The organism is Streptomyces sp. SKN60, assembly GCF_026236535.1.
Classification (GTDB): Bacteria; Actinomycetota; Actinomycetes; order Streptomycetales; family Streptomycetaceae; genus Streptomyces.
Map to the genome: position 1 here is coordinate 31,140 of NZ_JAHTMW010000027.1, position 24,908 is coordinate 56,047.

Below are 24,908 nucleotides of genomic sequence, written 5' to 3' on the forward strand. Positions count from 1 at the left end.
ATTCACATCCTGACCGTCTGAATAGACTTAGTCAACAGCTGCGCGTCCGACCCGCCGAGTGGTGCCATGGACGCATGACGCTCTCCGAACGCGACCGGGCCGTCCGCGCCGCCGTCGAGCAAGGACTCCTCTCCCCCGCCGAGCCCGTCACCGCACTCCTCGACGTGACCGGCATCCGCGCCTCCACCACCGCCCTGACCAGCGCATTCACCGCCGTCACCAGCGCCCCCGTGCTGCACGCCTTCGCCGTCAAGGCCTGCCCGCTCGTGCCCGTGCTGCGCCTCCTGTACGAGTCGGGGCTCGGCGTCGAGGTCGCGAGCCCCGGCGAGCTGGCGCTCGCCCGCGCCGCCGGGATCCCGCCCTCCCGCACCGTCCTCGACTCCCCCGCCAAGACCCACGCCGAGCTGCGCCAGGCCCTCGCGCTCGGCATCGCGGTCAACGCCGACAACCTCCAGGAACTGGCCAGAATCGACGCCCTGGTCGCCTCCGCGCCCACCGCCTCGCCGCTCGGACTGCGGGTGAACCCGCAGGTCGGCGCCGGTTCCATCGGCGCGCTCTCCACCGCGACCGCCACCTCCAAGTTCGGCGTGGCGCTGCGCGACGAGGGCGCCCGCGAGGCCGTCGTCCAGGCCTATCTGGACCGGCCCTGGCTCACCCGCCTGCACACCCACACCGGCTCCCAGGGCATCCCGCTCGCCCTGATGGCCGAAGGCGTCGCCGCCGCGTACGCGCTCGCCGAGGAGATCAACGCCAAGGCCGGCCGGCAGCAGATCGACACCCTCGACATCGGCGGCGGGCTCCCGGTCAACTTCGCCTCCGACGAGGAGACCCCGACCTACGCCGACTACGCCCGGCTGCTCGCCGCGACCGTCCCCGGACTGCTCGACGGGCGCTACGCGCTGGTCACCGAGTTCGGGCGCTCGCTGCTCGCCAAGCACGGCACGGTCCTGGCCCGGGTCGAATACACCAAGACCTCCGGCGGCCGCCCCATCGCCGTCACCCACGCGGGCGTCCAGATCGCCACCCGCACCGTCTACGCGCCCGGGTCCTGGCCGCTGCGGATCCTCGCGTACGACGCCGAGGGCCGGCCCCGCACCGGCGAGCCGGTGGTCCAGGACGTGGCCGGGCCCGCCTGCTTCGCCGGGGACCTGCTGGCCACCGGCCGCGCCCTGCCGCCGCTGCGCCCCGGCGACGTGGTGGCGGTGCCGGACACCGGCGCCTACTACTTCGCCCACCACTACGCGTACAACAGCCTGCCCCGGCCTGCCGTGCACGGTTTCACCCCGACGGACGACGGCGGGACGGTCTTCGTCGCCGTGCGCCCCGCCCAGACCCTCGACGAGATCGTGGCCGAGTCCGGCGGCGCCCGGTCCGGCGTCCTGGTGCACGAACCGATGCGCGATCCGGTGCGCGATCCGGCGCCGGATGCTGACATGGAGGCATGACAGCTGGCACCTCCGTCGTCGTGGAACGCCGTGTCGCCGCCTCGCCCGGCCGCGTCTGGGAGTCGATCACCGACCTCCCCGAGCTGCCCCGGCTGCTCTCCGGCGTCGAGAAGGTCGAGGTGCTCACCGAGGGCGGCTTCGCGGTGGGCACCCGCTGGCGGGAGACCCGGCGGATGCTCGGCAAGGCCGCCACCGAGGAGATGACGGTGACCGTCTGCGAACCGCCCGAGCGGTACGTCACGGTCGCCGACTCCCACGGCATGCACTACGTCTCCGAGCTCACCCTCCACCCCGAGGGCCCCGCTGCGGCGGCCACCACGACCGTCCTGCGGATGACCTTCACGGCCCGCCCCTCCCACGACCGCAACCCGGGCGTGCTGACCCGGCTCCTCAACCGGTTCGGCTCCCGGGCGGTCGCCCGGGCCCTCGGCAAGGACCTGGACGAGATGGCGCGGGCGGTGGAGAGCCGGGGCTAGAACCGTCGAAGGACGGTCCCTAGTCCACGAACAGGCCCCGCGCCGCCGCCTTCGTGTCGAACTCCTCCAGGCGGGCCTGGGCGTCCGGCAGCTCGTCCGCCATCGCCTCCAGGAGCACCCGGCCGAGCAGCATCGGGGCGCAGGCGGTGTCGAAGGCGAGGCCGGTGCCGACGGCGGCCGGGATGAGCAGGTCGCTGTGGGCGGCGACGGGCGCGAAGGCGGACTCCGCGACGGTCACCACCTGCAGGCCGGCCGCCCGCGCGTGGGCGAGGGCGTCGACCACCTCGCGCGGGTGCCGGGGCAGCGCGAAGCACAGCAGGGCCGAGGCCCCGGCCCGTACGGCCGCGTCGATGCGGTCGTCGAGCATCGAGCCGCCCTCGTCGAGCAGCCGGACGTCGGGGTGCACCTTGCCGGCGAAGTACGCGAAGCCGCGGGCCTGCGAGGAGGCGGCGCGCAGCCCGAGCACGGGCAGCGGGCGCGAGCCGGCGAGCAGCCGCCCGGCCCGTTCGACCGGGGTCGGGTCGGCGAGCAGCGCGGCGAGGTGCTTGAGGTTCTCGATCTCGCCGAGCACGGCCTGCTGGTACTCGTTGTGCTCGGTGTGCTCCTCGGCGACCGCGGGCACGCTGTCGCGCAGGTGCTTGCGCAGCGCCGGGTAGCCGTCGAAGCCGAGGGCCACGGCGAAGCGGGTCACGGAGGGCTGGCTCACGCCGGCGAGCTCGGCCAGCTCGACGCTGGACAGGAAGGGCACGTCGGCGGCGCGGCGCACCATGCAGTGCGCGATGCGGCGCTGGGTCGGTGTGAGCCGGTGCCCCTCGAAGAGCGCCTGCAGCCGTCCGGCCGGGCTGTCGCTCATGCCTGCCGTCCCCCTTCCACCCGTCCATCTATTCAGTCACCTGGAACTCTGCATGAGGATATGCAGACAGGCAAGCAGAGGGGCACGGGGAAAGGGTTGCGCGGGGACCGCCGCACCCCCGTTTCCGGGGGGCGGGACGACGGCGGTCCCCGCGAGGGACACGGGCCCGGGTCAGGGCCGGTCCGCGTCCGGCGGCGTCGTCTGGAGGTCCGGGAGCCGCTCCGGAGGTCCGTGACGCCGACGGGTAAGACTCTGCCGTGGCCTTGTTAAGGGGGTGCTGCGGGTACGTGTCGCGCTCGTACCGTTTGCGCGAACGGACCCGCAGCAGGCCTCAGGGACGTCAGTGCTGGCGGCCGCCGCCGCTCGCGGCGAGGAAGGCCAGCAGGTCCTGGCGGCTGACCACACCGGTCGGCTTGCCCTCGACGAGCACGATCGCCGCGTCCGCGTCGCCGAGCACCGACATCAGGTCGGCGACCGGCTCGCCCGAGCCGACCTGCGGCAGCGGGGCGGACATGTGGTCCTCCAGCGGGTCCTCCAGGGACGCCTTCTGGGTGAACAGCGCGCTCAGCAGCTCGCGCTCGACGACCGAGCCGACGACCTCGGCGGCCATCACGTCGGGGTGGCCGGCGCCCGGCTTCACGATGGGCATCTGGGAGACGCCGTACTCGCGCAGCACCTCGATGGCCTGGCCGACGGTCTCGTCCGGGTGCATGTGGACGAGCGAGGGCACGTCGCCCGACTTGTGGGTCAGGACGTCGGCGACGGTGGCGGTGGAGGTGTCCTCCAGGAAGCCGTAGTCGGCCATCCACTCGTCGTTGAAGATCTTCGACAGGTAGCCGCGGCCGGAGTCCGGCAGCAGCACCACGACGACGTCGTCGGGGCCGAGCTCCTTGGCGACCTCCAGGGCGGCGACGACCGCCATGCCGCAGGAGCCGCCGACGAGCAGGCCCTCCTCCTTGGCGAGGCGGCGGGTCATCTGGAAGGAGTCCTTGTCGGACACCGCGACGATCCGGTCGGCGACGTTCTGGTCGTAGGCGGTCGGCCAGAAGTCCTCGCCGACGCCCTCGACCAGGTACGGGCGGCCGGAGCCGCCGGAGTACACCGAGCCCTCCGGGTCGGCGCCGATGACCTGGACCTTGCCCTTTGAGGCGTCCTTCAGGTAGTTGCCGGTGCCGGAGATGGTGCCGCCGGTGCCGACGCCCGCGACGAAGTGGGTGATCTTCCCCTCCGTCTGCTCCCACAGCTCGGGACCGGTGGTCTCGTAGTGCGAGCGCGGGTTGTTCGGGTTCGAGTACTGGTCGGGCTTCCAGGCGCCGGGGGTCTCCCGCACCAGCCGGTCCGACACGTTGTAGTACGAGTCCGGGTGCTCGGGGTCGACCGCCGTCGGGCAGACGACGACCTCGGCGCCGTACGCCCGCAGCACGTTGATCTTGTCCGTGGACACCTTGTCCGGGCAGACGAAGATGCACTTGTAGCCCTTCTGCTGGGCCACGATCGCCAGGCCGACGCCGGTGTTGCCGGACGTGGGCTCGACGATGGTGCCGCCGGGCTTGAGCGCGCCGCTCTCCTCGGCCGCCTCGATCATGCGCAGGGCGATGCGGTCCTTGACCGAGCCGCCCGGGTTGAAGTACTCGACCTTGGCCAGGACGGTCGCCTGAATGCCGGCGGTGACGCTGTTGAGCTTCACCAGCGGGGTGTTGCCGACGAGGCTGATCATCGAGTCGTGGAATTGCACCGTAGTCTCCGGGGTCTCCGTAATGGTGCAGCCAGCGTATTCCGTGGAATGCGTAGCCGGAGCCGCTTACGGGGCAGGAGTAACCGAGACGGCTCGGATGCGGCCTGAAGGAGGTGGCGGCCCGGATGTCCAGGGCGAGGGTGGCGCGGCGGATCGCGGCGGGCGCGGCGTACGGCGGCGGGAGCATCGGTCTGCTCGGTGTGGCGGCCGTGGGCGTGCTGCTCGCCGAGGTCGCGCTGGCCAAGAAGTCGGTCGGGGGCGGGGTGGCGCCGCTGCCGCCCGGGTCGGACGGCCGGTACGGGCGGGAGTTCGGCCCCGAGGAGCCGCTGCGGCTGGCCCTTCTGGGTGATTCCACGGCGGCCGGGCAAGGGGTGCGGCGGGTCGGGCAGACCCCGGGGGCGCTGATCGCCTCGGGGCTCGCGGCGGTGGCCGAGCGCCCGGTGGACCTGCGGAACGTGGCGCTGTCCGGGGCGCGCTCGGACGATCTGGAGCGGCAGGTGTCGCTGCTGCTCGCCGCGCCGTCGGGTCCCCCGGACGTGTGCGTGATCATGATCGGCGCGAACGACGTCACCCACCGGATGCCGGCCACCCAGTCCGTGCGCTGTCTGTCGGCGGCGGTACGGCGGCTGCGCACGGCCGGCGCCGAGGTGGTGGTGGGCACCTGCCCGGATCTCGGCACCATCGAGCCGGTCTACCAGCCGCTGCGCTGGCTGGCCCGGCGGGCCTCGCGGCAGCTCGCGGCGGCCCAGACGATCGTGGTGGTCGAGCAGGGCGGGCGGACGGTGTCGCTCGGCGACCTGCTCGGGCCGGAGTTCGCGGAGAACCCGCGCGAGATGTTCGGCGTGGACAACTTCCACCCCTCCGCGGAGGGGTACGCGACGGCGGCGATGGCGGTCCTTCCGACCGTCTGCGCGGCGCTCGGGGTCTGGCCGGAAGCCGACCGGCTCGACGTGGCGCGCCGCGAGAACATGCTGCCGGTGGCGAAGGCGGCGGCGGAGGCGGTCCGGGAGGCCGGCACCGAGGTCATCGGCGCCCGCGCGCCCTGGGCGCTGCTCAAGCACCGCAGGCGGCGCCGGCTGCCGCTGCCGGGCGGCACCCCCGTACCGGAGGAGAACGGGCGGGACAATGGACAGCGGGACGCCTCCACACCCCTCCCTCAGGACTGAGCCGGTCCTGAGCGGGCGCTTAGAAAAGAGGTCCGCATCACACACCGTGGCCGGTGACCCGCGCGGTACGTGCAGGTAACTTCCCTTTCTGTCCGCCCACTCCGCATCCTCCTGGAGCCGTGATGCCCGAAGCCGTCATCGTCTCGACCGCCCGCTCGCCGATCGGCCGGGCCTTCAAGGGCTCCCTGAAGGACCTGCGGCCCGACGACCTCACCGCCACGATCATCCAGGCCGCCCTGGCCAAGGTCCCCGAGCTGGACCCGCGCGACATCGACGACCTGATGCTCGGCTGCGGTCTGCCCGGCGGCGAGCAGGGCAACAACCTGGGCCGCATCGTGGCCGTACAGATGGGCATGGACCACCTGCCGGGCTGCACGATCACCCGCTACTGCTCCTCCTCGCTGCAGACCTCCCGCATGGCGATGCACGCGATCAAGGCGGGCGAGGGCGACGTCTTCATCTCGGCCGGTGTCGAGATGGTGTCCCGCTTCGTGAAGGGCAACTCGGACTCGCTGCCCGACACGCACAACCCGCTCTTCGCCGACGCCGAGGCCCGTACGGCCGCCGTCGCCGCCTCCGAGGGCTCCACCTGGCACGACCCGCGCGAGGACGGCCTGGTCCCCGACGCGTACATCGCCATGGGCCAGACCGCCGAGAACCTGGCGCGCTGGAAGGGCGTCACCCGCCAGGACATGGACGAGTTCGGCGTCCGCTCGCAGAACCTGGCCGAGCAGGCCATCAAGAACGGCTTCTGGGAGCGCGAGATCACCCCGGTGACGCTCCCGGACGGCACGGTCGTCTCGAAGGACGACGGCCCGCGCGCCGGCGTCACCCTGGAGGGCGTCTCCGGCCTGAAGCCGGTCTTCCGCCCCGACGGCCTGGTCACCGCCGCCAACTGCTGCCCGCTGAACGACGGCGCCGCCGCGCTCGTGATCATGTCCGACACCAAGGCGCGCGAGCTGGGCCTGACCCCGCTGGCCCGGATCGTCTCCACCGGCGTCTCCGGCCTGTCCCCCGAGATCATGGGCCTGGGCCCGGTCGAGGCGTCGAACCAGGCGCTCAAGCGCGCCGGCCTCACCGCGAGCGACATCGACCTGGTCGAGATCAACGAGGCCTTCGCCGCGCAGGTCATCCCGTCCTACCGCGACCTGGGCTTCGACCTGGACAAGGTGAACGTCAACGGTGGCGCCATCGCCGTCGGCCACCCCTTCGGCATGACGGGTGCCCGCATCACCGGCACCCTGATCAACAGCCTCCAGTTCCACGACAAGCAGTTCGGCCTGGAGACCATGTGCGTGGGCGGTGGCCAGGGCATGGCCATGGTCATCGAGCGCCTGAGCTGAGGCTCGACGAGCGGCTGAGCCGGTGCCTCCCGGGCGCGCGGACTAACCGCCCCGCGTCCAAGCCGTGACCGAATCTCCCCCAGGATGTGACATACATCCCGGGGGAGAGTTGTTTTCCCAGGTCACAGGGGTTTCGGGACTAAACGCCCGGCCGAAATACCTGTCCATTTCGTGACGTAATGCACTGACAGGACGCGCGACCTCAGGACACTCTGATGTAGGAAGTCGGGGGATCGACTCGGAATCGGGAGTACGTCAGTGAGCGCTCTGTCTCTTGCCCTGCTGGTGACCACCGCCGCTGCCACGGCCGTGGGCGCCGCGGCCCTGCACTCCGCCCACGCTCTCCGTAAGCAGATCATCGCATTGCGTGGCGAGATCGCAACCGCACAGGGCGCGTCCGTCCCCCAGCAGGCCCGCGAGACGCCCGCCGCCGAGATACGGGCCGCGGTCGCCGAGGCCCTGGCCGAGGAGCGCGAGCGCGAGCTGGCCGAGGCGCGCGCCTTCTGGGCCGCGCAGGAGGCCCGGGACGCCGCCGACGCCCCGTCGCTGCTCGGCGGTCTGGCCGGCCCCGGCGAGGACGGCCCCTACTTCGTCCCGCGCCAGGCCGACTTCACGGGCCTGGAGGCGATGGCCCTGGAGGCCATGGAGGCGGAGGCCGCCGCGCTCGACGGGCCGGGCCGCGAGGCCGCGCCGCAGGACCCGACGGAGCTCTTCGACACCTTCGACACGACGTTCGACACCTTCGAGACCTTCGACGAGTTCCCCGAGCTCGCCGGTGAGCTCGCGGGCGAGCTGACCGGTGAGCCGGCCGGCGCCGGCGAGTACCCCGAGGACTCCCCCGAGCTGGCCGCGGCCCGCCGCCGGCACCCCTCGCACCCGGACTTCGTGCCGGTCCGCACGCCCGTGGTCACCGACCACGAGCGCACGGTGGCGCGTCTCGAGGAGCTGGCCGACACCCGTACGGCGCTGACCGACGTCCGTCCCGGCCCGCTGGGCACCCTGGACGTGTACGTGTTCGCCGACGGCACCACGCTGTGCATGACCCCGGGCCACCGCGAGACCGCCGAGCGCCTCGCCGGTGCCCTGCGCGCCGGACAGACCCCCGTCCTGCTCGGCGGCTCGGGCGTCTCCGGCGCCTACGCCCTGACCTTCTCCTGCGGCGAGGCGCCCGAGGACAACGTCTACATCCTCGCGGACCGCGTGATCGCCAGCATGTAGGGCCCCTGGGGGCGCTGTACGGCCCCTACAGGCCCGCGCGGGCCTGTGCCGCCCGTACGAGTTCCACGGCCTCGTCCAGGTCCCCTCCGGGGGCTCCTGCCGGGGCCGTACGCATGCTTTCGGCCAGATCCGCGGCGGCGACCGCGAGTTGGTCGGCGACCACGAACACCCCGGCGTCGGGCATGGTCCGGGGCTCCCGCTCCGGGTCCTCCAGACGCTGCGCCCGGGCCGCCAACTCCCTGGCCAGGGCGAGGCCCTCGGCGGCGGCGCCGCGCTGGAGGCGGCTCTGCGGGGCGGCCCGCAGCCGGTCGGCGAAGCGCTCGGCGGCGGCGGTCAGTTCGGTCGTATCGCGCACCCCGCGACCCTACGCGCCGTCCGGGGACCATTGCCAACGGGCGAACGCTCGGGCACGGTGACGTGAAGGAGCACAGGCACAACGCGTCCGGAGGCGCCGATGTCCCGCACATTCTCCGAAGAGACCCATCGCAATCTGCTGGCCCGCATCCCCCGTTGCACCGGTCGTGAGGTGTCCGACTGGCTGAAGGCCGTCGAGGAGGGTCCGTCCCTCATCCGCTTCGAGGAGAAGGTCAGCTGGCTGCGCGGCGAGCACGGGCTCGCCTACGGGCACGCCAAGGCGATCATCCACGAGTACGACCTGCGGAGGGCCGCCCGCCGCATGCTGTAGCACCGCATGCTGTAGCACCGCCTGCCGCACAGCCGCGGCGGCTCACTTCCCGACGTGCCGGCCGAGGAAGTCGCGGACCAGCTCCGCGATCTCCTCGCCGTGCGTCTCCAGGGCGAAGTGCCCGGCGTCGAGGAGATGGATCTCGGCGTCCGGCAGATCGCGGGCGAAGGCCTCGGCGCCGGCCGGGCCGAAGATCTCGTCGCCGCGGCCCCAGGCGGCGAGCAGCGGCGGCCGGTGGGTGCGGAAGTACTCCTGGAAGGCCGGGTAGCCGTCCAGGTTGAACTGGTAGTCCCAGAACAGCTGGAGCTGGATCTCCTGGTTGCCCGGCCGGTCGAGGCCCGCCTGGTCGAGGGTCCAGGCCTCCGGGCCGATCCGGTCCAGCCGGTCGGCCGGCACGCCGTGGGTGTACTGCCAGCGGGTGGCCTCGGGGGTGAGCAGCGCGCGTACCCCGGCCTCGTTGGCCTCGCGGTCCTTGGCGTGGGCGAAGAGCACGTCCCAGAAGGGCGTGAAGCCCTCCAGGTAGGCGTTGCCGCTCTGGGTGACGATCGCGGTGACCCGCTCGGGGTGCCGGGCGGCGATGCGCAGGCCGATGGGCGCGCCGTAGTCCTGGACGTAGAGCGCGAAGCGGTCGGCGCCGAGCCGGTCGAGCAGCTTCAGGGTGATCTCGGTGAGCTTCTCGAAGCTGTACTCGAAGGCGTCCACGGCGGGTGCGGCGGAGGCGCCGAAGCCGATGTGGTCGGGTGCGATCAGGTGGTACGAGTCGGCGAGCGCGGCCATCAGGCCCCGGTACATGTGCGAGCTGCTCGGGAAGCCGTGCAGCAGCACCAGGGTGGGCCGGGAGGGGTCGCCGGCCTCCCGGTAGAAGACCTCCAGGCCGTCGATGGTCTCGGTGCGGGCGCGCAGGGCGAATGCGGACATGGGACCTCCCCGGACAGTGGAGAACGATCGTTCTCCCGATACCCTGCAGAGTAGGAGAACGATGGTTCTCCCCGCAAGGGCGCTTTCCGAGGAGTGATCGGTGATGGACGCGGAGACCGCGGAGCTGAAGCTCCTTCAGACGGCCGAGACACTGTTCGACGAGAAGGGTGTCCAGGCCGTCGGCATGGACACCATCCGCGGCGCCTCCGGCGTCTCCCTCAAGCGCCTCTACCAGCTCTTCCCGTCCAAGGACCATCTCGTCTGGGCGGTCCTGGAGCGCCGCGACAAGGCGGTGCGCGAGGCCATCGCCGCCCATGGCGCCACCCACGCCACCACCCCGTACCAGCGGGCCCTCGCGGTCTTCGACTACCTCGGCGCCTGGTTCGCCGAGCCCGATTTCCGGGGCTGCGCCTTCATCAACACCTTCGGCGAGATGGGCGGCATCTCCCCCGACATCGCCGGCCTCGCCCGCGGCCACAAGCAGGCCCTGCGGGACTACTTCGCCGAGCAGACCGGGGCCATGAACGCCCCGCCCGCCCTCGCCGACCAGCTCGCCCTGCTCGCCAACGGCGCCATGGTCGTGGCCGGCATCAACGGCACCTCCGAGCCGGCCTCCCAGGCCAAGGACGCGGCGCGGGTGCTGCTCGACGCGTACGTGGACTGAGCGACACCGGAGAACGCGGAAGGGCCCGCCCGGCGGCTGCCGGACGGGCCCTTCTCTCAGTTCACGCCGTGATCACACGGTGCGTCAGTCGTCGCCCTGCAGGATCGACAGCAGACGCAGGAACTCCATGTAGATCCACACCAGCGTCATGGTGAGACCGAAGGCGGCCAGCCAGGACTCCTCGCGCGGAGCGCCGTAGGTGATGCCGTCCTCGACCTGCTTGAAGTCCAGGGCCAGGAAGCAGGCGCCCAGGATGATGCCGATGACGCCGAACATGATGCCGAGGCCGCCGCTGCGGAAGCCCAGGCCGTCACCGCCGCCGAAGACGGCGAACAGCAGGTTGACCGCCATCAGCAGCACGAAGCCGATCGCGGCCGCCATCACGAAGCCGTAGAAGCGGCGGGTGACGCGGATCCAGCGCATCTTGTAGGCGATCAGCACACCGGCGAAGACCGCCATGGTGCCGAGCACCGCCTGCGCGACCACGCCGTCCGCGATGTACGTCGACACCGCGGCGGAGATCACGCCGAGGAAGACGCCCTCGAAGGCCGCGTAGCCGAGGATCAGCGCGGGGACCGGCTTGCGCTTGAAGGACTGGATGAGCGACAGGACGAGGGCCACCAGACCAGCGCCGACGCCGATGGCGTACGACTTGTTCAGGTTGGCCGGGTCGACCGGCAGCAGCAGCCAGGACAGCACGGCGGTCACGACGACGGTGCCGAGCGTGATCGCCGTACGGCTCACCACGTCGTCGATCGTCATCACATTGCCGCGCACCTGCTGCGGCGCGCCGAACTGCGTGTCCTGCGGCGCGTACGGGTTGGTCGCGTACGGGTTGGCGGCACCCTCGGCGTAAGGGTTGCCGGTGGCGTACGGGTTGGTTCCGACGCCCCCGGCCTGCGGCTGCTGCGCGCCCGCGTAGGCGTTGTCGCGGCTGAACCCCCGTCGCGAGAAGACCGGGTTGCTGCTCCTCATCTCACTCCTCCATGGCCGCACTGCGCGGCCTTGCGTCAAGAGTAATAGGAAGGCAAAAGGAACTCCCTCGTGCTCGGGGAGGATCTTTATACGATCGTGTCGAGCGGGAGTCGGCCGAGGCGGCGCCGCGAGGGCGCCGAGGAGTGCCCGGAACCGGATTCGAACCGGTACGGCCCGAAGGCCAGCGAGGTTTAAGCTCGCCGTGTCTGCATTCCACCATCCGGGCGTGCGCGAAGCTCCGCGTTGGCACAGGAGCCTATCGGGGCGCGTTCGCCCGTTCAGTCGAACGCTGGCCCGATGTTGTCTTATTTTATTGACACCTGAGGGTGCGTCAGCGCAGGTGGGGGGCCTTGTGACGAAGTGTGACCAGGGTCGCGCCAGCAAAGACGAGGGGGGTGGAATGACGAAAACTCGCCGCAGAACAGGGCCGGACTCCGTCACCTTCCCGGGTGCCCTCCGCGGCGGCCTCCGCACCGGTCCGGCGTCTCGGGGTCACCGTCATACCTCAGGATGACGGGGCGGCCCGGCGGTCCGACTCCAGAGGGCCCCTCGAACGGGCACGTGGACGGACGTCCCGGCGCGGTACGAACGACACGATGGAGTGGTTCCCGAATCGTCGCAGTGACAGGAGTCGCCGTCGTGACCACCACCCCCACCGTGCACCGCTCGACCGCGGTGGCCGCCCATGCCACCGACCTCAGCAAGGTCTACGGGTCGGGCGAGACCCAGGTGGTCGCCCTCGACCGGGTCAGCGTCAGCTTCGGGCAGGGCGAGTTCACCGCCATCATGGGTCCCTCGGGCTCCGGCAAGTCGACCCTGATGCACTGCGTCGCCGGCCTCGACTCCTTCTCCTCCGGCTCGGTCCGGATCGGCGGCACCGAGCTCGGCAGCCTCAAGGACAAGCAGCTCACCCAGCTCCGCCGGGACAAGATCGGCTTCATCTTCCAGGCGTTCAACCTGCTGCCGACGCTCACCGCGCTCGAGAACATCACGCTGCCGATGGACATCGCGGGCCGCAAGCCCGACAAGCAGTGGGTGCAGCAGGTCATCGACATGATCGGCCTGTCCGGGCGGCTGAGCCACCGCCCCAACCAGCTCTCCGGCGGCCAGCAGCAGCGCGTGGCGGTGGCCCGCGCCCTGGCCTCCAAGCCCGAGATCATCTTCGGTGACGAGCCGACCGGAAACCTCGACTCGCGCTCCGGCGCCGAGGTCCTCGGCTTCCTGCGCAACTCGGTGCGCGAACTCGGCCAGACCGTGGTGATGGTGACCCACGACCCGGTCGCCGCCTCCTACGCGGACCGCGTGATCTTCCTGGCGGACGGCCGGATCGTCGACGAGATGCTCCACCCGACGGCGGACGGCGTGCTCGACCGCATGAAGGCCTTCGACGCCAAGGGCCGCACGAGCTGAGCCCGGGGCCCCGGGCCCGCCTCCTCCCCGTCCGCCGTCCCACCTTCCGTACCCAGGACACCTCCATGTTCCGTACCGCCCTGCGCAATGTGCTCGCGCACAAGGCCAGGCTGCTGATGACCGTGCTCGCCGTGATGCTCGGCGTGGCCTTCGTCTCCGGCACCCTGGTCTTCACCGACACCCTGTCCAACGCCTTCCGCAACCAGTCGGCCAAGAGTTACGACCAGGTCGCCGTGGCCGTCAGCGCCGCGCCGAACCAGAAGGACCCCAACTCCACGCCCGGCCTGTCCGAGCAGACCCGGCAGAAGATCGCCGCGATCGACGGCGTCGCCGACGCCACCGGCCGTGTCAGCGGCTTCGCCGGCGTGCCGGACAAGGACGGCAAGCTGATCGGCACCGGCTGGTCCAACAAGGGCGGCAACTTCGCCCCCGGCAAGGACGGCAAGGACTCCGCGTACGCCTTCACCACCGGCCAGGGCCCGGTGAAGGACGACGAGATCGCGCTCGACAAGGAGACCGCCGCCAAGGGCGCCTACCAGGTCGGCGACCAGGTCCGGGTGGCCACCAACGGCCCCGTCGAGACCTACACCCTCGCCGGTGTCTTCACCACCGAGGACGGCGCCGTCAACGCGGGCGGCAGCCTCGTCCTGTTCGACACCGACGTCGCCCAGAAGCTGTTCCTGCGGCCCGGCTTCTTCTCCGACATCAACGTCAGCGCCAAGGCGGGCGCCGACGCGGACAAGATCCTCGCCGCCGTGAAGCCGGTCGTCGGCGACACCGCCGACGCCCAGACCGGCAAGGAGCTCGCCGACCAGCAGGCCAAGGACATCGAGGCCGGGCTCAGCGCGCTCAACCAGATGCTGCTCGGCTTCGCCGCCATCGCGCTCTTCGTCGGCATCTTCCTGATCTCCAACACCTTCACCATGCTGGTCGCCCAGCGCACCAAGGAGCTCGCGCTGATGCGCGCCGTCGGTGCCTCGCGCAAGCAGATCACCCGCTCCGTGCTCATCGAGGCCGGTCTGGTCGGTCTGGTCGCCTCGGCCATCGGCTTCGTCCTCGGCATCGGGCTCGCCGCCGGACTGCGCTCCGGCATGAACGCCTTCGGGCTGAAGGTCCCCGCGGGCGAGCTGGTCATCGGCGCGACCCCGCTGGTCTCGGCGCTCGCGGTCGGCATCCTCGTCACCGTGCTCGCCGCCTGGCTGCCCGGCCGCCGCGCCGCGAAGATCCCGCCGGTCGCCGCGATGAGCAGCGTCCACGCGGTCGCCACCACCAAGTCCCTGGTCGTCCGCAACACCATCGGCGCGATCGTCACCGCGCTCGGCGTGGGCGCCATCGCCCTCGGCGCCTCCAAGGGCGGCGAGGACGGCCGGATGATGATCGCCGGCGGTGCCTTCCTGGCCCTCATCGGCGTGATCGTGCTGATCCCGCTGCTCTCCCGCCCGGTGATCGCGCTGTCCCGCCCGGTCCTCAAGGCCTTCGGCGTGGCCGGCACGCTGGCCGGTCTCAACGCGGTCCGCAACCCGCGCCGCACCGGCGCCACCGCCTCCGCGCTCGCCATCGGCCTCACCCTGGTCACCGGCCTCTCGGTGCTCGGCGCCACGGTCGGCTCGGCCGTCGACCGGATGACGACCGACCAGATCAAGGCCGACTACATGATCACCATGGCGAGCGGCGAGGGCCTCAACCAGGCCGCGCTCGACGCCGTGAAGAAGACCCCGGGCGCCACCGCCGTCTCCCCGCAGCAGGCCGGCTGGGTCCAGGTGAAGGGCACCTTCAAGTCCGTCTCCGGCGTCACCCCGGGCGACATCGAGAAGGTGCTCAACGTCAAGGTCGTCAACGGCTCCCTCGGCACCCTCGCCGCGGGTCAGGTCGCCGTCGACGACAAGACCTCCGACAAGCAGGGCTGGAAGGTCGGCTCGAAGCTGCCGGTGGAGTTCTCCGACAAGAAGAAGGGCGAGCTGACGGTCGGCGCGGTCTACGAGGCCAGCGAGTTCGTCTCGCCGCTGATGCTCGACACCAAGGTCCTCAACGCGCACGACCCCAAGCCGTACATCCCGCAGATCTTCGTGAAGATGGACGGCGGCCCGTCGGCCGCGGCCGAGAAGGCCGTGACGAAGTCGCTCGGCGACAACCCGGCCATGACGGTCATGGACCAGAAGGACATCCGCGACCAGTTCGGCGGCGTCATCAACATGATGCTGAACATCATGTACGGCCTGCTGGCGATGGCCCTGATCATCGCGGTGCTCGGGGTCGTCAACACCCTGGCGATGTCGGTCTTCGAGCGGCAGCAGGAGATCGGCATGCTGCGGGCGATCGGTCTCGACCGGCGCCGGGTGAAGCGGATGGTGCGTCTGGAGGCCGTGGTCATCTCGCTGTTCGGCGCGGTGGTCGGCATCGCCCTCGGCTCCTTCCTGGGCTGGGCGATCGGCGAGACCCTGAGGGCCAGCCTGCCGGACTACGCCCTCGTCCTGCCGTGGGGCCGGATCGGGATCTTCCTGCTCCTCGCCGGACTGGTGGGCGTGCTCGCCTCCCTGTGGCCGGCGCGCAGCGCGGCGAAGCTGAACATGCTGGCCGCGATCAAGGCCGAGTAGCACACGCGTGGTGCGACGAGGGCCGGGCTCCCCTGGGGGAGCCCGGCCCTCACGCGTACGTCGTCCTACGCCTCCGTCCACTCCCGCGAGCGCCGCGGAAGCCCGCTCGCGCCCGAGGCCGGGGTCTTCACCGCCAGGAACTGGTTGACGCCGATCCGGTTGCGCTCGAAGGAGACCGCCGAGGCCGCCATGTACAGGCGCCAGATCCGGGCCCGGGCGGGCGAGGTCAGCCGGACCGCCTGGTCCCAGTGCGCCTCCAGGTTGGCCACCCAGCGGCGCAGCGTCAGTGCGTAGTGCTCGCGCAGCACGTCGACGTCCCGCACCTCGAACCCGGCTTCCTCCAGGGTCGTCAGGGTGCGGCCCATCGGGGCCAGTTCGCCGTCCGGGAACACGTACGCGTCGATGAAGGCGTCCACCTCGTACGCCTCCTCGTCGGGCTCCGGGCGGCGCGCGATCTGGTGGTTGAGCAGCCGCCCGCCGGGCTTCAGGAGCCGGAAGAGGATGTCCGCGTACTCCCGGTACCGCACGGCGCCGACGTGCTCGGCCATGCCGATGGAGGAGATGGCGTCGAACGGCCCGTCGCTGACGTCCCGGTAGTCCTGGACGCGGATCTCGATCCGGTCGGTCAGGCCCTCGTCGGCGATCCGCTTGCGGGCGTAGGCGGCCTGCTCGCGGGAGAGGGTGATGCCGACGACCCGCGCCCCGTACTCCTTCGCCGCGTGGATCGCCATCGAGCCCCAGCCGCAGCCCACGTCGAGCAGCCGGTCGCCCTCCTTGAGCGCGAGCTTGCGGGCGATCAGGTCCAGCTTGTCGCGCTGGGCCTCCTCAAGGGTGCCCGTGTCCGTCCAGTAGGCGCACGAGTAGACCATCGACGGGCCGAGGACCAGCTCGTAGAACTCGTTGCCCACGTCGTAGTGGTGACTGATCGCCTGCTTGTCCCGGCGCTTGCTGTGCCGGGTGCCGCTGCGCCCGCGCATCTCCTCCACGGGCGGCTTCGGCGGCGGGAACGGGCCGGCCAGCTTGAGCAGCGTCTTCGCCGCCGCCCTGACCTTCGGGTCGCGCACGGTCTCCAGGGCGCCGCGGGTCTCCGCGTCGCGCTCCCAGAGGAAGCCGGCCAGCCGGTCCAGGACCGTGTAGAGGTCGCCCTCGACATCGATCTCCCCGGCCACCCAGGCCCGGGCGAGCCCCAGCTCCCCCGGCTTCCACAGCAACCGCCGCAGGGCGCGGCGCTCGCGCACGATCAGTACGGGGCCGTCCGCAGGACCGGCCTCGCTGCCGTCCCAGGCCCGCAGGCGCACCGGGAGCTTCGCTCCCAGGACGTCCTCGGCAAGGGCGGTCAGCCGCGACGCGGCGTCGGCCATGGTGCAACACCTCCGTGATCTCGTGCCCCAGAAATGCTCGTCACCATGGGAACACCGTCCGTAGGCGATGCCATCCCGCCGCGTGCGTAAACAGCGTGAAAAACACGCGAAGGGCCGTCCGCACCACGGATGGCGGACGGCCCTTTTACGGCCTTGCGTGTACTACGGGGCAGTACGGGACTGCCGGTACTGCTGGTCCTGCTGGTACTGCCGGTCCTGCGGGGTCTTACGAGGCCTTGGCCTTCTCCTGCGCCGGGGCGGCCGGCGCCGGGGCGGGCTTGGCCGCCTCGTAGAACTCCTCGCGGGGGGTCTCCATGGCACCCAGGGAGACGACCTCGCGCTTGAGGAACATGCCGAGGGTCCAGTCGGCGAAGATGCGGATCTTGCGGTTCCAGGTCGGCATGGCCATGCCGTGGTAGCCACGGTGCATGTACCAGGCGAGCCGGCCCTTGAGCTTGATCTTCATCTTGCCCATGACGATCATCGCGACGCCCTTGTGCAGGCCGAGACCCGCGACGGCGCCCTTGTTGGAGTGCGCGTACTCCTTCTGCGGGAAGCCGCGCATGCCGGCCACCACGTTGTCGCCGAGGACCTTGGCCTGGCGCAGGGCGTGCTGGGCGTTCGGCGGGCACCAGGCGCGCTCGGCCGGGACACCGGCCTTGATCGCGGCCAGGTCCGGGACCTGGGCGTTGTCGCCCGCGGCCCAGACGTAGTCCATGCCCTGGACCTGCAGCTTCGCGGAGGTGTCCACGTGGCCGCGGGGGCCGAGCGGCAGACCGAAGCGGGCGAGCGCCGGGTTCGGCTTCACACCGGCGGTCCACACGATGGTGCTGGAGTCGACCTCCAGGCCGTTCTTCAGCACGACGTGGCCGTCGACGCAGGAGTCCATCGACGTCGAGAGGTAGATCTCGATGCCGCGGCCCTCGAGGTGCTCCTTGCCGTACTGGCCGAGCTTCGGGCCGACCTCGGGAAGGATCTTGTCGGCGGCGTCGACGAGGATGAAGCGCATGTCCTCGCGCTTCACGTTCGTGTAGTACTTCGCCGCGTCGCGGGCCATGTCCTCGACCTCGCCGATGGTCTCCGCACCGGCGAAGCCGCCGCCCACGAAGACGAAGGTCAGCGCCTTGCGGCGGACCTCCTCATCGGTCGTCGAGTCGGCCTTGTCGAGCTGCTCGAGGACGTGGTTGCGCAGGCCGATGGCCTCCTCGATGCCCTTCATGCCGATGCCCTGCTCGGCGAGGCCGGGGATCGGGAAGGTGCGGGAGACGGCACCCATCGCGATGACCAGGTAGTCGAACGGCAGCTCGTACGCCTCGCCGACGAGCGGCGCGATCGTGGCGACCTTGCGGTCCTGGTCGATGGTGGTGACCCGGCCGGTGAGCACCTCCGCACCGCGCACGACGCGTCGCAGCGGGACGACGACGTGACGCGGGGAGATGCTGCCGGCGGCGGCTTCGGGGAGGAAGGGCTGGTAGGTCATGTACGACCGCGGGTCGACGACCGTGACGGTCGCCTCGCCGAAGCGCATCTTCTTGAGGATGCGCCGAGCTGCGTACAGGCCTACGTACCCACCGCCTACTACGAGGATCCTGGGACGCTCCGTGGTGCTCATGCATCCGAGTATCCACCCCCTTGGGAGGGGTGGCTCGTGCGCCCCTTCACAAGGTTCCGAGGCACCTCTGCTACACTCCGCCGCCCACGTGACCCAGGTCATGGTCCAGCAAAGGAACCACGGTGCCGGGGAGAACGTTGTTCACCCCCTGTGAACTGGACCGGAGAGCCTTCTTTAACGCTGAACCGCAGGGCACGTTCACACGATGGAAACAACGAGCGAAGTGGCCTCCACGCCTGCGAAAGGGCCCCGCGGAACCCCTCGGAGGGACCAAAGGCCCTCCAACGGCCCCCACAGGGCCCTTTTCCTTGTGAAGAACTTCACGAACCTTTTGGCGAAGGGGTCCTCCAGGGGCCCCAAGAGGGTCCCCGGAGGGCCGTCACAGGCCCCTCGCAGGCCTCTCACAGGGGCTCATAGCCGCCCGCTATGCGACGGATAGCGCGATCCCATCGAGGATGTCGTGCTCGCTGACGACGACCTCGGCGGCACCGGTGCGCTCCATGATCTCGGCGAGGACCAGGGCTCCGGCGACGATCACGTCGACCCGCCCGGGGTGGATCACCGGGATCGCGGCGCGCTCGTCGTGGGTGGAGCCGAGCAGCCGGGCGACGACCTCGTCGACCTGGGCGCGGGAGATCCGGGAGTGGTGGACGCGCTCGGAGTCGTACTCCGGCAGCCCGAGGGCGATCGCGGCGACCGTGGTGACCGAACCGGCGAGCCCGACCAGGGTCTCGGCCTCGGTGATCGGCACGGTCTCGGCGGCCAGGTCCATCGCCGCGCGCACGTCGGCGCGGATCGCGGCGACCTCCTCGGCGGCCGGCGGGTCGTGCCGGACGTGCCGCTCGGTCAGCCGTACGCAGCCGATGTCGACGGACCGGGCGGCCTCGACGTGCTTGTTGCCGACCACGAACTCGGTCGAGCCGCCGCCGATGTCCACCACCAGGCGCCGGTCGGCGCCGTGCAGCTCGCCGGTCGCGCCGGTGAAGGAGAACTCGGCCTCCTGGTCGCCGGTGATCACCTCGGGCTCCACGCCCAGGATCTCCACGACTCCCCTGACGAAGTCCTCGCGGTTCTCGGCGTCGCGGGAGGCGGAGGTGGCGACGAAGCGCAGCCGGTCGGTGCCGACCCCGAACTCCTTGATCACCTCGGCGTACTCGCGGCAGGCGGCGAAGGTCCGCTCCAGCGCCTCGGGCGCGAGCCGGCCGGTCTTGTCGACGCCCTGGCCGAGCCGGACGATCGTCATCCGCCGGTCCAGCTCGACGAGCTCGCCCGTCTCCGGGTGGAGGTCCGCGACGAGCAGGCGGATGGAGTTCGTACCGCAGTCGATTCCGGCGACCCGGGTCACTTGTCTGCCCCGCCCTCGTCGTTCTTCTCCGCGCACGGGTTCACGCACGGGCCCTTGGCCCACCACTCGGGCAGCATCGCGAGGGCCTCGTCGCCGAACGGGTTCACGCCGGGGCCGGCGACCAGCGAGTGGCCGACGAGCACGTGCAGGCACTTGACCCGGTCGGGCATGCCGCCGGCCGAGGGGAAGCCCTCCAGGACCTCGATGGCGTCGCGGCGCGCGATGTAGTCCTCGTGCGCGGCCCGGTAGGCGGCGGCGAGCTCGGGGTCGGTCGCGAGCCGGGCCTGCATCTCCTTCATGACCCCGTTGGCCTCCAGGGTGCCGATGGCGGAGGCGGCCCGCGGGCAGGTCAGGTAGTACGTGGTCGGGAACGGCGTGCCGTCGGGCAGCCGCGGCGCGGTCTCGACGACGTCCGGGTTGCCGCACGGGCAGCGGTGCGCGATGGCGCGCAGGCCGCGCGGCGGCCGGCCGAGCTGGGCCTCGAACGCGGCGACGTCCACGTCGGTGGGCTCGGTGCGTGCGGTCTGCGGAGGGGGCGTTTCCATGTCTGCCTTGCTCGTCGTCGTTGGTGTCGTCGGTGTCGTCGGTGATGTCGATACGGAGGAGTCAGCGGCGGTCGGCGTTGTCGACGCCGTCCCACAGGTTGTCGTACCAGGGGCGGTCGTCCGTCGCGTCCTGGTCGGTGCGGGGCCGGTGCTCCGCCTCGGGGTCGTTCACGGTGAAGCCGGTCTCGCCGGGCAGCACGTAGTGCAGGTGCTCGCGGGCGAGCCGGCGCACATAGGCCGGGTCCTGCAGACGGGCCTTCTCGTCCCGCAGCTCCTCGACCCGCTTCGCCGCCTCGGCGGCCTTGCGCTCCTGGTCGGCGATCTCGCCCTGCTGGGAGACGTACTGCCGCATCGGATAGGCGAGCGCCACCACGAGCGAGCAGACCACGAGGGCCAGGAAGGCCGCGCGGCCGGTGAGCCGGGAGCGGCGGGCCTGGCGGCGGGTCTGGGAGCGGTAGACACGGGCGGCGGTCTGCTCGCCGAGCAGCCTGATCCGGGTCGCGGTCGAGAACCGGTCCCGGTCCCGGTTCTTCACGGCCATGTCCAGTGCCTCCCCAGATCACCTCATCAAACGTGCGTCCCCGCACACGGTACGGGACCGAGTGCGGGGACGTACGGAAGCTGCCTTACGGAGAGGCTCAGCCCTTGAAGCGCGGGAAGGCGCTGCGGCCGGCGTAGACCGCGGCGTCGTCGAGGATCTCCTCGATGCGCAGCAGCTGGTTGTACTTGGCGACGCGGTCCGAGCGGGCCGGGGCGCCGGTCTTGATCTGGCCGCAGTTCACGGCGACGGCGAGGTCGGCGATGGTGACGTCCTCGGTCTCGCCGGAGCGGTGCGACATCATGCACTTGAAGCCGTTGCGCTGGGCCATCTCGACGGCGTCGAGGGTCTCGGTCAGCGAACCGATCTGGTTCACCTTCACGAGCAGGGCGTTCGCGGTGCCCTCCTCGATGCCGCGGGCCAGCCGCTCCGGGTTGGTGACGAAGAGGTCGTCGCCGACGATCTGGACCTTGGCGCCGAGGCGGTCGGTGATGACCTTCCAGCCGGCCCAGTCGTCCTCGTACAGCGGGTCCTCGATGGAGACCAGCGGGTACGCGGAGACGAGCTCCTCGTAGTACTCGGTCATCTCGGCGGCCGAACGGGACTGGCCCTCGAACTCGTACTTGCCGTCCTTGTAGAACTCGGACGCGGCGACGTCGAGCGCGAGCGCGATGTCCTTGCCCGGGGTGTAGCCGGCCTGCTTGATGGCCTCGACGATGAGGTCGAGCGCGGCGCGGTTGGACTCCAGGTTCGGGGCGAAGCCGCCCTCGTCGCCCAGGCCGGTGGACAGGCCCTTGGCGTGCAGGACCTTCTTGAGGGTGTGGTAGACCTCGGCACCCCAGCGCAGCGCCTCGGAGAAGGACTCCGCGCCGATCGGGGCGATCATGAACTCCTGGATGTCCACGTTGGAGTCGGCGTGCGAGCCGCCGTTCAGGATGTTCATCATCGGAACGGGCAGCAGGTGCGCGTTCGGGCCGCCCAGGTAGCGGAAGAGCGGGAGGTCGGAGGCCTCGGAGGCGGCGTGCGCGACGGCGAGCGAGACGCCGAGGATGGCGTTGGCGCCGAGCGAGCCCTTGTTCTCGGTCGCGTCCAGGTCGAACATCGCCTGGTCGATCAGCCGCTGCTCGGTGGCGTCGTAGCCGACGAGCTCCGGGCCGATCTGCTCGATGACGGCGAGGACGGCCTTCTCGACGCCCTTGCCGAGGTAGCGGTTGGGGTCCCCGTCGCGGAGCTCAATGGCCTCGAACGCACCGGTGGAGGCACCGGAGGGAACGGCAGCACGGCCGGTGCTGCCGTCGTCGAGGCCGACCTCGACCTCGACCGTGGGGTTGCCTCGGGAGTCCAGGATTTCCCGGGCTACGACGACGTCGATGGACGGCACGAGCATCTCCTTCTGGGATGTGACGCTGGTTGTGACGCATGCGGCAAGGTCTCGTTCGCCTTGCGACAAGAGCCTAACCGGCTCGGGGCCTCCGGCCAGCCGGGCGCCCGCCCCCTGGGACGAAAAAGGACCCGAGGGCATGCATACGAGGACGAAAGACCCCGCGGTCGAGTCGGTTACTTACCGGTACGAAACCGGCCCGGAGCGGGCTGCTCCGGGCCGGTCTCCCGGTCACCGCGGGGAGGGCGGGGGAAGGGGACGACCGCCGGACCGTCCCCGTCCTTCCTTGACTCCGGGTTTCGCTCCCGGATCTCGCCTTACTTCAGGTGGAGCTGCTGACCCGGGTAGATCAGGTCGGCGTCCTGGACGATGTCCTTGTTCAGCTCGAAGAGCTTCTCCCAGCCGCCCTTGACGTGGTGCGCCTGGGCGATCTTGCTGAGGGTGTCGCCGGCGACGACCTTGTACTCGCCGTCGCCCTTCTTGACCTTCTTGCCGGTCGGGGTGGTGACGGTCTTCTTCGACTCGGTCTTCTTCGGCGCGGCGGGCTTCGGCGCGGTGCGCTGCTCGCTGCGGGTGGTCGGCTGCTCGGCGGTGCGCTTCGGAGCCGGGGCCGAGGTCGGGGCCTCGGCGGAGCCGCCGTCGTACGAGGCGCCGGAGAGGCCCACGCCACAGCTCGGCCACGCGCCCTTGCCCTGGCCCGCGAGGACCTTCTCGGCGACGGCGATCTGCTGCGACTTGGAGGCCTGGTCGGCGCGCGCCGCGTAGGCGGTGCCGCCGTAGGCGGCCCAGGTGGAGGCCGAGAACTGCAGGCCGCCGTAGTAACCGTTGCCGGTGTTGATGGACCAGTTGCCGCCGGACTCGCACTGGGCGACGGCGTCCCACTCGGAGCTGGTGGCGGCCGAGGCGGAGCCCGCGGTCATCAGCGGGGCGGCGACGGCGACGCCGGCGACGCCGACGAGCGCGACGGCGCGGGTGGCCTTGGCGGCACGACGGTGTTTGCCCTTGCCGGAAAGCAGCATGGAAGTTCTCCTCACCGACGCCTACGAGGTGAGCTGTCGGGTTCGGGCGAGTGAGTTGCCCGGCCGCGTGTCCTAGCACGCGACTCCACCCCAAGCCGTTCGCCGGCCGCCCGTGTTGGGCGGCCGGGGCCGGCACGTACCTTGGGTCCCCCGCTCCTGCCTTCGGCGCTCGACGCGACGACTGTTCCCATCGGTCGGCGGCAGGATTCGGCGTACCGGTCGACGGGGCCCGCGGTGGCGAGCGGTGACGACCGTAGACATAGACCCGGGAGAAGTTCAAAGACCATCAACCCGGAAAAATCGCCCCTACTTGCACTCCGTCAGGCCCTGTTTGCGCAGGTGAGGAGTGCGGTGAGCAAAGTTTGCGGACGTGACACGCCAGTTCGGCAAGAGAGACCCATGTCTCACTTGGACAGAACCGGACATTCAGCCGCGAACTACTTCTCGGCGTCGCCGAGTCCGAGCCTCAACTCAAGGCTCTGACCAGGGAGGATGAGGTCGGGGTCGGAGCCGACCGTCTTCTTGTTGGCGTCATAGAGGGCGGACCAGCCGCCGTCGAGACCGTTGTCCCGCGCAATGCCCGACAGACTGTCACCCGGCTTGACGGTGTATTCGTCCACATTGTCCGAGGTGCCCGAATCACCCGTCTCGCCGCCACCGGTGGCGCCGCCGGCCGTGCCGTCCGTCGCCCCGTCAGCCGGCGCGGCATGCCGTCCGGAATCGGACGAGCTGTCCGCTGCGCCCGATTCATCTGTCGCGGCGTCACCACGGTGCTTGCCGGTGCCGGGCGTGGTCGCATCCGGCGATCCGGGCGTACCGGTCGCACCGGGCGTTCCCGGCAGACCGGGCAGAAGGGACTCGTCCGGCGTGCCCGGCGTTACGGAGCCGCCGGGGGTCGCGGGCGTGGCGGGGGTCGCCGGGGTGGCGGGGGCGGTCGAGGACCCGGGCGTGGTCGGCGTACCGGTGGAAGGGGTGGCCGGGGTCGCCGGCGTCGCCGGAGCGGTCGCGCCGGCCGAGGGGTCGGCGGTGGCGTCGGCGGAACCTGTGGAGCCGGTGGCGGGCAGACCGTCGGTGCGGTTGGACTCCGGCGCCGGGCCGGTGGACTCCTCGGGCGTGACGCCCGGGCCCGGGTCGACGGCCGGGGTCCTGCCGTCCTTCTTCAGGCCGGCGATCGGGGCGCAGGTGGCCCACTGATTGTCACCGGCCGCGAACGCCCTGTCCGCGATGGCGATCTGCTGCGCCCGGCTCGCCTGGTCCGCGCTCGGCGCGTAGGCCAGACCGCCGTGCCGCTCCCAGCCCTCCTGGGTGAACTGCAGGCCGCCGTAGAGCCCGTTGCCGAAGTTGGCGCTCCACGCGCCGCCCGACTCGCACTCGGCCACCCGGTCCCAGGTCTGGGCGTCGGCAGCGGAGGCGGAGCCGGTGGCGAGCAGCGGCAGTGCCATGGCCGAGCCGGTGACTCCCGCCGCGACGACGAGTGCGGGGGCCTGGCGGGGTCTGCGGTGTCGTCCGTTCCCGGAGCGCATGCGGAGTGCCTTTCGCGTGACTGCTGAGACTGCGGGTGAACGTAGCGGCATTCGAACGCACGTCACAAGTCGATGCAGCGCAGATCACGCGAAGATCACATT

The 24,908-nt window shown here is 71.1% G+C and carries 22 protein-coding genes, 1 tRNA gene and 1 riboswitch; of the genes, 9 read left to right on the forward strand and 14 right to left on the reverse strand.

The window, feature by feature from the left end; genetic code table 11:
* The first annotated feature begins 74 nt into the window (after positions 1-74).
* Positions 75-1,445 carry a diaminopimelate decarboxylase gene (locus KV205_RS32065; RefSeq protein WP_265868335.1) on the forward strand — a complete coding sequence of 457 codons (1,371 nt, stop codon included), beginning with the start codon at positions 75-77 and terminating at the stop codon, positions 1,443-1,445.
* Complete coding sequence (locus KV205_RS32070) at positions 1,442-1,921, forward strand: SRPBCC family protein (RefSeq protein ID WP_265868336.1); 480 nt, start codon at positions 1,442-1,444, stop codon at positions 1,919-1,921. The genes KV205_RS32065 and KV205_RS32070 overlap by 4 nt, the downstream gene beginning before the upstream one ends.
* 19 nt (positions 1,922-1,940) lie before the next feature.
* Here KV205_RS32070 and KV205_RS32075 read toward each other — a convergent pair whose 3' ends face one another.
* On the reverse strand, positions 1,941-2,774 hold the full coding sequence (locus KV205_RS32075; protein ID WP_265868337.1) for a MurR/RpiR family transcriptional regulator: 834 nt from the start codon (positions 2,772-2,774) through the stop codon (positions 1,941-1,943).
* Between the two features lie 340 nt (positions 2,775-3,114).
* Positions 3,115-4,509: a cystathionine beta-synthase gene (locus KV205_RS32080; protein WP_265868338.1), complete on the reverse strand. Its 1,395-nt coding sequence runs from the start codon at positions 4,507-4,509 to the stop codon at positions 3,115-3,117.
* Positions 4,510-4,634: 125 nt separating this feature from the next.
* Here KV205_RS32080 and KV205_RS32085 point away from each other — a divergent pair, with 125 nt between their 5' ends.
* From KV205_RS32085 to KV205_RS32095, 3 genes are all read left to right on the forward strand, one after another.
* The gene (locus KV205_RS32085) at positions 4,635-5,675 is read left to right on the forward strand and encodes an SGNH/GDSL hydrolase family protein (RefSeq protein ID WP_265868339.1); all 1,041 of its coding nucleotides are present in this window, start codon (positions 4,635-4,637) and stop codon (positions 5,673-5,675) included.
* A gap of 122 nt (positions 5,676-5,797) precedes the next feature.
* Entirely contained in the window at positions 5,798-7,018 is a 1,221-nt protein-coding gene (locus KV205_RS32090) for an acetyl-CoA C-acetyltransferase (protein WP_265868341.1), read from the forward strand.
* 258 nt (positions 7,019-7,276) lie between these two features.
* Entirely contained in the window at positions 7,277-8,236 is a 960-nt protein-coding gene (locus tag KV205_RS32095) for a hypothetical protein (RefSeq protein WP_374214760.1), read from the forward strand.
* A gap of 25 nt (positions 8,237-8,261) precedes the next feature.
* Here KV205_RS32095 and KV205_RS32100 read toward each other — a convergent pair whose 3' ends face one another.
* Positions 8,262-8,591: a hypothetical protein gene (locus KV205_RS32100; protein WP_265868342.1), complete on the reverse strand. Its 330-nt coding sequence runs from the start codon at positions 8,589-8,591 to the stop codon at positions 8,262-8,264.
* Positions 8,592-8,690: 99 nt separating this feature from the next.
* On the opposite strand from KV205_RS32100, the gene KV205_RS32105 reads away from it, so the two are divergent.
* A complete protein-coding gene (locus KV205_RS32105) occupies positions 8,691-8,921 on the forward strand; it encodes a DUF4287 domain-containing protein (protein ID WP_265868343.1) in 231 nt (76 codons plus the stop codon).
* A gap of 42 nt (positions 8,922-8,963) precedes the next feature.
* Here the strand turns inward: KV205_RS32105 and KV205_RS32110 are convergent, their stop codons facing one another.
* Positions 8,964-9,839: an alpha/beta fold hydrolase gene (locus tag KV205_RS32110; protein ID WP_265868344.1), complete on the reverse strand. Its 876-nt coding sequence runs from the start codon at positions 9,837-9,839 to the stop codon at positions 8,964-8,966.
* 103 nt (positions 9,840-9,942) lie between these two features.
* On the opposite strand from KV205_RS32110, the gene KV205_RS32115 reads away from it, so the two are divergent.
* Positions 9,943-10,503: a TetR/AcrR family transcriptional regulator gene (locus KV205_RS32115; RefSeq protein ID WP_265868345.1), complete on the forward strand. Its 561-nt coding sequence runs from the start codon at positions 9,943-9,945 to the stop codon at positions 10,501-10,503.
* Positions 10,504-10,587: 84 nt separating this feature from the next.
* Here KV205_RS32115 and KV205_RS32120 read toward each other — a convergent pair whose 3' ends face one another.
* Positions 10,588-11,478: a Bax inhibitor-1/YccA family protein gene (locus KV205_RS32120; RefSeq protein WP_265868346.1), complete on the reverse strand. Its 891-nt coding sequence runs from the start codon at positions 11,476-11,478 to the stop codon at positions 10,588-10,590.
* 144 nt (positions 11,479-11,622) lie between these two features.
* A tRNA-Leu gene (locus KV205_RS32125) sits at positions 11,623-11,704 on the reverse strand.
* Positions 11,705-12,117: 413 nt separating this feature from the next.
* Between KV205_RS32125 and KV205_RS32130 the strand changes: the two genes are divergently transcribed.
* Together KV205_RS32130 and KV205_RS32135 are read left to right on the forward strand one after the other, a co-directional pair.
* On the forward strand, positions 12,118-12,888 hold the full coding sequence (locus KV205_RS32130) for an ABC transporter ATP-binding protein (RefSeq protein ID WP_265868348.1): 771 nt from the start codon (positions 12,118-12,120) through the stop codon (positions 12,886-12,888).
* A 65-nt stretch (positions 12,889-12,953) separates the two neighbouring features.
* Positions 12,954-15,482, forward strand: coding sequence for an ABC transporter permease (locus tag KV205_RS32135; protein WP_265868350.1), 2,529 nt, complete (start codon positions 12,954-12,956; stop codon positions 15,480-15,482).
* Between the two features lie 65 nt (positions 15,483-15,547).
* On the opposite strand, the gene KV205_RS32140 is transcribed toward KV205_RS32135, so the two are convergent.
* The 8 genes from KV205_RS32140 to KV205_RS32175 all read right to left on the reverse strand — a co-directional run bounded on the left by KV205_RS32140 (position 15,548) and on the right by KV205_RS32175 (position 24,806).
* Positions 15,548-16,843 carry a cyclopropane-fatty-acyl-phospholipid synthase family protein gene (locus KV205_RS32140; RefSeq protein WP_265868351.1) on the reverse strand — a complete coding sequence of 432 codons (1,296 nt, stop codon included), beginning with the start codon at positions 16,841-16,843 and terminating at the stop codon, positions 15,548-15,550.
* Positions 16,844-17,069: 226 nt separating this feature from the next.
* Positions 17,070-18,455, reverse strand: coding sequence for an NAD(P)/FAD-dependent oxidoreductase (locus tag KV205_RS32145; protein WP_265868352.1), 1,386 nt, complete (start codon positions 18,453-18,455; stop codon positions 17,070-17,072).
* A 424-nt stretch (positions 18,456-18,879) separates the two neighbouring features.
* Positions 18,880-19,800, reverse strand: coding sequence for a Ppx/GppA phosphatase family protein (locus tag KV205_RS32150; RefSeq protein WP_265868353.1), 921 nt, complete (start codon positions 19,798-19,800; stop codon positions 18,880-18,882).
* Positions 19,797-20,345, reverse strand: a complete 549-nt coding sequence (locus KV205_RS32155; RefSeq protein ID WP_265868354.1) for a DUF501 domain-containing protein — start codon at positions 20,343-20,345, stop codon at positions 19,797-19,799. The genes KV205_RS32150 and KV205_RS32155 overlap by 4 nt, the downstream gene beginning before the upstream one ends.
* 61 nt (positions 20,346-20,406) lie before the next feature.
* Positions 20,407-20,886 carry a septum formation initiator family protein gene (locus KV205_RS32160; protein ID WP_265868355.1) on the reverse strand — a complete coding sequence of 160 codons (480 nt, stop codon included), beginning with the start codon at positions 20,884-20,886 and terminating at the stop codon, positions 20,407-20,409.
* Positions 20,887-20,983: 97 nt separating this feature from the next.
* Positions 20,984-22,270, reverse strand: a complete 1,287-nt coding sequence (gene eno / locus KV205_RS32165) for a phosphopyruvate hydratase (RefSeq protein ID WP_265868357.1) — start codon at positions 22,268-22,270, stop codon at positions 20,984-20,986.
* 311 nt (positions 22,271-22,581) lie between these two features.
* The gene (locus KV205_RS32170) at positions 22,582-23,283 is read right to left on the reverse strand and encodes a transglycosylase family protein (protein WP_265868359.1); all 702 of its coding nucleotides are present in this window, start codon (positions 23,281-23,283) and stop codon (positions 22,582-22,584) included.
* Between the two features lie 3 nt (positions 23,284-23,286).
* Positions 23,287-23,461: riboswitch (cyclic di-AMP (ydaO/yuaA leader) on the reverse strand.
* Between the two features lie 259 nt (positions 23,462-23,720).
* Positions 23,721-24,806 (reverse strand): transglycosylase family protein, encoded by a 1,086-nt coding sequence (locus KV205_RS32175; protein ID WP_265868361.1) that lies wholly within the window; start codon positions 24,804-24,806, stop codon positions 23,721-23,723.
* Between the last annotated feature and the right edge of the window lie 102 nt (positions 24,807-24,908).